The following is an 8,731-nucleotide window of genomic DNA, read 5'->3' on the forward strand; positions in this document are numbered from 1 at the left end:
GGCATTCCTACCGCAACTAGAACCGCAGCCAGTGAGCACGAAGAGCAGTAAGGCGGTCAAAGAGCAGCACTTAATCGTTTTCATAGTATGTCCATTATTCGTTGGAGAGACTGTCCATATTTGGTTTCGGCGACCTTACCCGAAGATGCGGATCGATGCATCTGCTATGTCGAATACAAAGGCTGAATTTTTTGGCGCTTTGCGGTATCCTTCGCGGTCCCATTCACCTTGATTTCAGTAGGTCCAATGAAGATCTTAACGGTATTCGGAACACGCCCCGAAGCCATCAAAATGGCACCGGTCGTCCATGCTTTGGAGTCAGCCGAGGATATAGAGTCCGCCGTATGTGTTACGGCCCAGCATCGTGAAATGCTGGATCAAGTGCTCGGTCTTTTTGGTATCGAACCGGAGTTTGATCTCGACATCATGTCTCCCGGGCAGTCTCTGGAGCAGATCACGTCCCGAATTCTTGAGGGTATGGGGGAGGTGCTGAATGCGTTCAGGCCAGACATGGTCCTTGTTCATGGTGATACGGCGACCACCTTTGCGGCTTCCCTGGCGGCCTTTTACCACCAGATTCCGGTTGGGCATGTTGAGGCTGGTTTGCGCACTGGCAACCTCTATTCGCCGTGGCCAGAGGAAGCAAACCGAAAGCTTACCGGCGTTCTGGCAGATCTGCATTTTGCGCCCACAGATACTTCAAGAGAAAACCTGGTCCGTGAAGCTGTCGATCCGGCCAAGATCGTGGTGACGGGTAACACCGTAATTGATGCGCTCTTTTGGGTTCGGGATCGCATTCGCTCCGATGAAACGCTTCAGGCAAATCTCGACGAGGCGCTACCCGCAGTCATGCCTTCTCAAGATGTGCTGCTGGTAACCGGGCACCGCAGGGAAAGTTTTGGGGGTGGTTTCGAGCGCATTTGCGAAGCGTTGCGTGCGCTCGCCCTGCGCTATCCGTCTCTTGCGATTGTTTATCCAGTGCATCTCAACCCCAATGTCCGTGAACCGGTTAATCGACTACTGGCGGGGCTTGCGAACGTTCATTTGATTGAACCGCTGGATTACCTGCCGTTTGTGTACCTTATGGACAGGTCGACCATTATTCTTACCGATTCTGGTGGCATCCAGGAGGAGGCACCGTCTCTCGGAAAGCCGGTTTTGGTGATGCGAGAAACCACGGAGCGGCCTGAGGCAGTGTCAGCAGGTACTGTCAAGCTTGTTGGAACAAATGTTGCCAAAATTACTCAGGAAGTTTCTTCTCTGTTGGATGATGCTAAGGCGTATGAGGCCATGAGCCTCGCACATAATCCCTATGGTGATGGTGAGGCATCTTCCCGTATCGTTCACGCTCTTCGGTGCCGTTTTTCCAAAGTTTAGTTTTAAACTCTTTTTTACGGATAGATTATGGAATTTCAAACAGTCTCCACGATTGGTCTTGGTTATATAGGTTTGCCGACGGCTGCAGTGTTTGCGTCACGCAAGGTTAGCGTAATTGGGGTGGATGTGAGCCAGCATGTGGTGGATACCATTAACTCAGGCCAGATCCACATTGTTGAGCCTGAACTTGAGGGCGTTGTTAGCACTGCGGTGAATCGGGGGTTTCTGCGGGCAACACTCAAACCAGAGCCAGCAGATGCATTTCTGATAGCGGTGCCCACTCCTTTCAGGAGGCTGGAAAGCGGAGAACTGGATCCAGATCTGTCCTACATTGAATCTGCAGGGCGGGCCATTGCTCCGGTTCTGAAGAAAGGTGATCTGGTTGTACTGGAGTCCACCTCTCCGGTTGGTGCAACCGAAAAACTGGCTGAGTGGCTGGCCGAAGAGCGCCCGGATTTGTCGTTTCCTCAACAAATGGGTGAAAAAGCAGATGTGAATGTGGCGCATTGCCCTGAGCGTGTTCTTCCTGGGCACGTGATGCGAGAGTTAGTTGAGAACGATAGGGTAATTGGGGGTATGACGCCCCTGTGCGCCAGAAGAGCTGCTGCTTTGTACGAGATATTTGTTGAGGGCCAGTGCATTGTAACAACGGCTCGCACTGCGGAGATGGCTAAACTGACAGAGAACAGTTTCCGAGATGTGAATATCGCATTTGCCAACGAATTGTCGATTATCTGCGAGCGCCTTGACATAGATGTGTGGGAGCTTATTGGTCTGGCAAATCGGCACCCCAGAGTGAATATTCTCCAACCGGGCCCTGGCGTTGGTGGCCACTGCATAGCCGTCGATCCCTGGTTTATTGTCAGCCAGACACCTGATCTTGCTCGGCTGATCCGCACTGCACGCGAGGTGAATGACAGTAAACCAAGGTGGGTCGTTGAACAAATTCAACGTGCTATGGGAGAGATTCTGCAAAAGAATCCTCGAAAGTCTGCCAAAGACTTGACCATAGTATGTTATGGATTGGCCTTCAAACCCGACATTGATGACTTGAGAGAAAGCCCTGCCGTGGGAATCGTTGAGGAACTCGCAAGAGTTCATCCAGGGCCTTTAAAAGTGGTTGAGCCTCATATCAAACAACTTCCAGCCTCTTTGCGTGTGGGCGTCGAGTTAGTGGAATATGACGACTCACCGGGTGATATTCACGTGTTGCTGGTCGATCATCGTACATTTTCAGGTCAAGAGAAGCCTGATGGCGTACTCATAGATACCCGGGGTTTCTGGCGTTAAAAGGTCTGGTGTTATGAAAGTTCTCTATTTTCATCAGCATTTTTCCACACCTCGGGGTGCTGCCGGCCTTCGCTCTTACCAGATGGCAAAAAAACTGGTTGAGCGAGGTCATTCCGTAACGATGGTTTGTGGCTCATATGGCGTTGGCGAAACTGGGCTGACCGGGCCGTTTCGGTTCAGCCGAAGAGAGGGTTTGGTTGATGGCATCCGTGTTATTGAAATCAAACTTCCTTACAGTAACGCCCTGGGTTTCATGGGGCGCATCTGGACATTTCTCAGGTTTGCATTCCGAAGTATGTGGATAGCCCTGAGTGAAGATCATGACCTTGTATTTGCTACCAGCACTCCGCTTACGGCAGCTCTACCGGGTATTGTGTCGCGGTGGGTCAGGCGTAAACCATTTGTGTTTGAAGTCAGGGACCTTTGGCCAGAGCTCCCCAAAGCAATGGGCGTGATTCGTAACCCGATTATTCTGTGGGCAATGAGTATGCTGGAGCGGATGGCTTATAGATCCGCGACTAAATTAGTTGCCTTGTCGCCGGGTATGGTTGACGGAATCTTGAGCTGCGGAGTTGCCGCAGATAAGGTAAAAATGATTCCCAACGGCTGTGACCTTGAACTGTTTTCGGAAGATGTTGTTCCGTGGCGCCCAAGTGACATACCGGAAGGGGTTTTTCTGGCTATTTACCCTGGCACTCACGGCTTGGCTAACGGCCTCGAGGCTATCTTGGATGCGGCATCTGTACTTAAGTCCCATCACCGTGGCGATATCGTATTTCTACTGGTGGGGGAGGGCAGCGCCAAGGCAAAACTGCAGGCTCGGGCCCGGCGGGAGGGATTGACTAATGTAATCTTTCAAGGCTCGGTGCCCAAGCACAAGCTGGCACGTTTGCTTGCGTCTGCTGACGTGGGGTTGCAGGTGCTCGCTAATGTTCCTGCCTTTTACTACGGGACATCTCCAAACAAGTTTTTTGATTATCTGGCAAGTGGGCTGCCCGTGATATGTAATTATCCGGGATGGGTCTCAGATCTTGTTGTTTCAGAGCAATGTGGAATTACCGTTCCAGCTGAAGACCCTGTTTCGTTTGCAGAGGCCTTGGAGGAAATGGCTGAGCGCCCTGAAGAAACCGAACAAAGGGGCGCCCATGCCCGACAACTTGCTGAGGAAAGGTTCTCCTGGAAAGACCTCTCTGATGAGTTCAGCGAATGGCTGGAGGAAGCGGTTTACCGTGTTTAAAAGAGGGTTTGATATTGTCGTTAGCCTCTTGGCTCTTTTTTTTCTGAGTCCGGTAATTGTGGTGTTGGCGTTTTGGGTTCGCTGGCAACTGGGTGCACCGGTATTTTTTCGCCAGGTCAGGCCCGGACGAGGGGGTGTGCCGTTCCAGATGGTCAAGTTCCGTACAATGATGAATGCGGTGGACAAGTATGGTTCGCCCTTGCCGGATGATAAACGATTGACTCCATTCGGAAGTTTCTTGCGTTCTAGTAGCCTGGATGAGCTACCAGAATTCTGGAATGTGCTTAAGGGTGACATGAGCCTTGTTGGTCCTCGCCCGTTGTTAATGGAGTACCTCCCGTTGTACTCAAAGGAACAGTGTCGGCGGCATGAAGTGCGACCTGGCATAACCGGTTGGGCTCAGGTCAATGGCCGAAATGCCATTTCTTGGGAGGATAAGTTCAAACTGGACGTTTGGTATGTCGACAATCGTTCGTTCTGGCTGGATCTGAAAATTCTGGCTTTGACCGTCAAGAAGGTGGTGGTGCGTGATGGTATTAGTGCCGAGGGAGAAGCAACGATGGCCAGGTTTACCGGAAATAAAGACTGATGCGGCTAGCCATTCTTGGGGCCAGTGGCCACGGCAAGGTAGTGGCAGAGGCGGCACGTTTGAGTGGATGGAAGGAGATCATTTTATTTGATGATGCCTGGCCTGAGATTCTCCAAAGTGGTATCTGGGAGGTTGCCGGTGACAGCACATCGCTAGTGGCGCAACAAGAGCGGTTTGATGGGGTTGTTGTAGCCATAGGAAATAACAGAGTTCGGAGATCCTGCCAGGAATTTCTGATGGCAGCTGGCTTTAACCCGGTGACAGTTTTTCATCCGTCTGCTGTAATCAGCTCTTCTGCGGTCGTTGGTGCTGGTAGCGTTGTATTGGCCAATGCGGTGCTGAACGCGTCTGCACGAGTAGGCATTGGTACCATCATAAATACCGGGGCGGTTGTAGAGCATGACTGTATAGTTGGCTCTTACTCACATATTAGCCCAAACTCTGTGCTTGCTGGTGGCTGTTGCGTGGGTACGGAAGCGTGGATTGGGGCCGGAACGTCGATAAAGCAACTTGTTACAGTTGGGGAAAGAGTGACGGTTGGCATGGGCAGTGTTGTGTTGCGCGATGTACCCGCTGGCCAGACAGTGGTTGGTGTTCCAGCTTGTCCAATTAAACCTCAGGATTGAATTCAATGTTAAATACTGCATTTTCACCTTGGCCCTCCTATACCAAGGAGGAGGCAGATGCCGTTTCTGCAGTGCTTTTGTCTAACAAGGTTAATTACTGGACAGGTACTGAGGCGCGGGACTTCGAAGTAGAGTTTGCGGCTTTTGCTGGTGCCAGGCATGCAGTAGCGGTGGCTAATGGCACTGTCGCGCTAGATCTGGCGTTAAAAGGCTTGGGTATTGGCATTGGCGATGAGGTGATTGTTACTGCTCGCACTTTTTTAGCTTCTGCATCCTGTATCGTTAATGTGGGTGCCAAGCCAGTTTTCGCGGATGTCGATCGAGATACACAGAATATCACCGTCGAAACAGTGTATCCGCTCATTAACAAGAAAACCCGGGCGATTATTGCTGTTCATCTGGCTGGCTGGCCATGCGATATGGACAGCTTGAACCAGTTGGCTCAGGAGCACGGTCTTTACGTGATCGAAGATTGCGCGCAGGCGCATGGGGCTACATACAAAGGGCGGCCCGTTGGTGGTCTCGGGGATGTGGCTGCTTGGTCGTTCTGTCAAGACAAGATCATGACGACAGGCGGCGAAGGCGGCATGGTAACCACCAATAACCAAGAGTTGTGGTCACGGATGTGGTCATTTAAAGATCACGGTAAAAGCTGGAGTGCCGTCTATGAGCGTGAGCACCCACCGGGATTTCGGTGGTTGCATGAAAGCATTGGTACAAATTGGCGGATGACAGAAATGCAGGCTGTTATTGGGCGCATTCAGCTCCGGCGAATGGCTGATTGGCGACGATTGCGAATCAATAACTGTGATCTTATTTGGGACATGGCACGAAAGCGAAGTGGCTTGAGGGCACCTGTCGTGCCTGTAGGCATTGGCCACGCTGCCTATAAGTGCTATTTGTTTATAGAGCCTGAGAGTCTCAGAGCTGGCTGGAGTCGAGATCGAATAATGGCCTCCATCATGGCTCGAGGTGTACCGTGCTTTTCGGGTTCATGCTCAGAGGTGTACCTGGAAAAATGTTTCACCAATGCAGGATTAGCTCCGGAGGCGCGCTTACCTGTCGCGAGAGAATTGGGGGAAACCAGCTTAATGTTTCTTGTACACCCAACATTAACGTGTCAAGAAATTGAAAAAACTGTATCGGTAATTAACGAAGTAATGGATGAAGCCTCTCGATGATAAGGGACATCTTTTGAAGCACAAGCTTATTAATTCGGTGCTGAGAATGTCACGGCCTAGGAAAAGGGCTGTGTCAGTTGCTTCTGATTTTGTGTTGCTGACTTTTGCAATTTGGGCTGCGTTTGCGTTGCGGTTTGAAAATGCTGGTTGGCTGCCGTCTGATAGTCAAGTGTGGGTTTCTATCTCCACTGTGATTGTAACGATCGGGGCATTTGTCAAGCTTGGCCTCTATCGAGCCGTCATTCGATATATCAGCGAGTACGCTCTTTTTGCCATTTTTATCGGCGTAACGTTCTCTAGTCTGGCGCTAATCGTGCTAGGCTTTCTCTTCCAAACTTTGGTGCCGCGTTCGGTACCGGTCATATATGGTGCCTTTGCTTTCATTCTTGTCGCGGGGACGCGTTTTTGCGTTCGAACTCTGGTGCGTAGCCGATTGGATAAGGCAAGAGACGGAGTACTGATACTGGGTGCTGGTCCAAAAGGTATGCAACTTGCTTCTGCCTTGCTTCAGGGCGTTGAGCATCGACCCGTCGGCTTTATCTCTACTGTAAGTTCAAATCATAAATCCTTGATGGGAAATCTTCCGGTGTATTCGCTCGAATATATCGAAAAGGCTCTGCGTGAACTGGATGCCTCCAGGGTTTTGTTGGCTCTGGAGGACTCAGACTCTGTTGATCGCAAGGCATTGATGCGCACTCTTGAAACCTTGTCTGTGCCCATTCAAACAGTACCATCAATGTCGGAGCTGGTTTCCGGTATCGCCCGCATTAACGATATACGTGATCTGGCAATAGAAGATCTTCTGGGGCGCGACCCGGTCCGCCCGGATGTTGAAATGGTCTCTGCCAGCTTGCGCGATAAATCGGTACTCGTTACCGGAGCTGGTGGCTCAATTGGCTCCGAGCTTTGCCGCCAAATTTTAGGGCACAAACCCAAGTGCCTGGTTTTGTTCGAGCAGTCGGAGTTTTCGCTCTATGCTGTTGAAAGGGAGCTTAAAGCAATAAATCAGGTTGAAGGTTTGGGGGTTGCTTTACATGCCGTTCTGGGTAGCGTAACGCATCGCAGAAGGTGTGAAGCTGTGATTAAGGCTTTCAACATCGAGATGATTTATCATGCTGCAGCCTACAAGCATGTTCCTCTGGTAGAGCACAATATTATCGAAGGTGTACAGAATAATGTTTTCGGTACTTATCACGTTGCAGAGGCAGCAATTGAATGTGGTGTTGAGAGATTTGTACTGATTTCGACGGATAAAGCTGTCCGGCCGACGAATATAATGGGTGCGTCCAAGCGCCTGGCTGAATTGGTATTACAGGGCTTAGCACAAAGACAAAGCGATACAGTGTTCTCGATGGTTCGTTTTGGTAATGTGCTCGGCTCCTCTGGGTCAGTAGTCCCCCTGTTTCGTGATCAAATCCGAGATGGTGGGCCTGTTACTGTCACCCATCCTGACATCATCCGTTACTTTATGACGATCCCTGAAGCAAGCCAGTTGGTGCTTCAGGCTGGGAGTATGGGCAAGGGAGGCGAAGTATTCGTTCTCGATATGGGAGAGCCGGTAAAAATAGCCGATCTTGCACGAAAAATGATCCATCTCATGGGGTTTGAGGAGAAGACCGAAGCTAACCCTGGTGGGGATATTGAGATTATTTTTACCGGCTTAAGGCCGGGGGAAAAGCTTTATGAGGAGTTACTTATTGGAGACAATCCTCAGGGCACAGCACACTCACGAATAATGATGGCTCGTGAGGTATCTTTGCCTTGGCATGAGGTTGAAAATATCCTCAATAAATTGAGGCGTGCCAGTCAAACCTTTGATTGCGAAATGGCCATTGAACTGTTGAAAGAAGCCAAAACCGGCTATTCCCCAAATGGCAATCTTTCAGATTTGGTTTGGTGTAATGCTCGCCCTAAATTTCCAAATGATCCCCATGGGGGAAAGGTAATTCAATTGAGCTAAGGACACTAGCTCGAATATGAATTTTCAATAGGTCATCGCTACGTCGCCCTCGAGATGTGTTTTTTAATTCGCGGGTTAGAAAACGGATCGCAAACGCTTCAGCTGATAAACATTAACCAGGCTTTCGAGTTGTGTCATTTGGGTGTCTCCCAATGCACCTGCCAGGTGATCCCGTGCGGTTTTGGTGACCTTTGAGGCGGTGGGAGTGTCTCGAAATTGGTCTAGGTGCACTAAAGCCCTTCTCACGAGGTTGATTTCACGCTCTAGCCCCGATTTCTCATAGGTCCCCGGCAAGTCTCGCAGACTGTGCAGGTTACCGCCATTACCGCTCATTTGCGGCCGCGATTGATTAATAACTGATCAATTTCTATTGTCCGGACACACGACCCCCTCTCCCCCATTGCGTCGGGCCGGGGGAGCCCGGGCTTCTATCCCGGAACCAGTTGACGTACCAGGTCAGAGAGTTCGTCT

Annotated in this window: 7 protein-coding genes; all 7 read left to right on the forward strand. The window is 50.6% G+C overall.

Annotated features, from left to right (window positions below; all coding sequences use genetic code 11):
* Positions 1 to 246: 246 nt before the first annotated feature.
* The 7 genes from wecB to Q669_RS15390 are packed head-to-tail and all read left to right on the forward strand — an operon-like array spanning position 247 to position 8,260.
* Positions 247 to 1,377, forward strand: a complete 1,131-nt coding sequence (wecB, locus tag Q669_RS15360; RefSeq protein WP_022992954.1) for a non-hydrolyzing UDP-N-acetylglucosamine 2-epimerase — start codon at positions 247 to 249, stop codon at positions 1,375 to 1,377.
* A gap of 27 nt (positions 1,378 to 1,404) precedes the next feature.
* The gene (gene wecC / locus Q669_RS15365; protein ID WP_022992955.1) at positions 1,405 to 2,667 is read left to right on the forward strand and encodes a UDP-N-acetyl-D-mannosamine dehydrogenase; all 1,263 of its coding nucleotides are present in this window, start codon (positions 1,405 to 1,407) and stop codon (positions 2,665 to 2,667) included.
* A gap of 13 nt (positions 2,668 to 2,680) precedes the next feature.
* Entirely contained in the window at positions 2,681 to 3,904 is a 1,224-nt protein-coding gene (locus Q669_RS15370; RefSeq protein WP_022992956.1) for a glycosyltransferase family 4 protein, read from the forward strand.
* Positions 3,897 to 4,493 carry a sugar transferase gene (locus tag Q669_RS15375; RefSeq protein ID WP_022992957.1) on the forward strand — a complete coding sequence of 199 codons (597 nt, stop codon included), beginning with the start codon at positions 3,897 to 3,899 and terminating at the stop codon, positions 4,491 to 4,493. The genes Q669_RS15370 and Q669_RS15375 overlap by 8 nt, the downstream gene beginning before the upstream one ends.
* The gene (locus tag Q669_RS15380; RefSeq protein ID WP_022992958.1) at positions 4,493 to 5,119 is read left to right on the forward strand and encodes an acetyltransferase; all 627 of its coding nucleotides are present in this window, start codon (positions 4,493 to 4,495) and stop codon (positions 5,117 to 5,119) included. The genes Q669_RS15375 and Q669_RS15380 overlap by 1 nt, the downstream gene beginning before the upstream one ends.
* A 5-nt stretch (positions 5,120 to 5,124) precedes the next feature.
* Positions 5,125 to 6,300: a DegT/DnrJ/EryC1/StrS family aminotransferase gene (locus Q669_RS15385; RefSeq protein WP_022992959.1), complete on the forward strand. Its 1,176-nt coding sequence runs from the start codon at positions 5,125 to 5,127 to the stop codon at positions 6,298 to 6,300.
* Positions 6,284 to 8,260, forward strand: coding sequence for a nucleoside-diphosphate sugar epimerase/dehydratase (locus tag Q669_RS15390; protein WP_022992960.1), 1,977 nt, complete (start codon positions 6,284 to 6,286; stop codon positions 8,258 to 8,260). Before Q669_RS15385 ends, Q669_RS15390 begins: the two co-directional genes overlap by 17 nt.
* Positions 8,261 to 8,731: the final 471 nt, after the last annotated feature.

This window comes from Marinobacter sp. C1S70 (assembly GCF_000475355.1).
In the GTDB taxonomy this organism is placed as follows: domain Bacteria; phylum Pseudomonadota; class Gammaproteobacteria; order Pseudomonadales; family Oleiphilaceae; genus Marinobacter; species Marinobacter nauticus.

Excerpts from the sequence above, each read along its gene's own strand:
- wecB (WP_022992954.1), top strand. The coding sequence starts at position 247 with ATGAAGATCTTAACGGTATTCGGAACACGCCCCGAAGCCATCAAAATG.
- wecC (WP_022992955.1), top strand. The coding sequence starts at position 1,405 with ATGGAATTTCAAACAGTCTCCACGATTGGTCTTGGTTATATAGGTTTG.
- Q669_RS15370 (WP_022992956.1), top strand. The coding sequence starts at position 2,681 with ATGAAAGTTCTCTATTTTCATCAGCATTTTTCCACACCTCGGGGTGCT.
- Q669_RS15380 (WP_022992958.1), top strand. The coding sequence starts at position 4,493 with ATGCGGCTAGCCATTCTTGGGGCCAGTGGCCACGGCAAGGTAGTGGCA.
- Q669_RS15385 (WP_022992959.1), top strand. The coding sequence starts at position 5,125 with ATGTTAAATACTGCATTTTCACCTTGGCCCTCCTATACCAAGGAGGAG.
- Q669_RS15390 (WP_022992960.1), top strand. The coding sequence starts at position 6,284 with ATGAAGCCTCTCGATGATAAGGGACATCTTTTGAAGCACAAGCTTATT.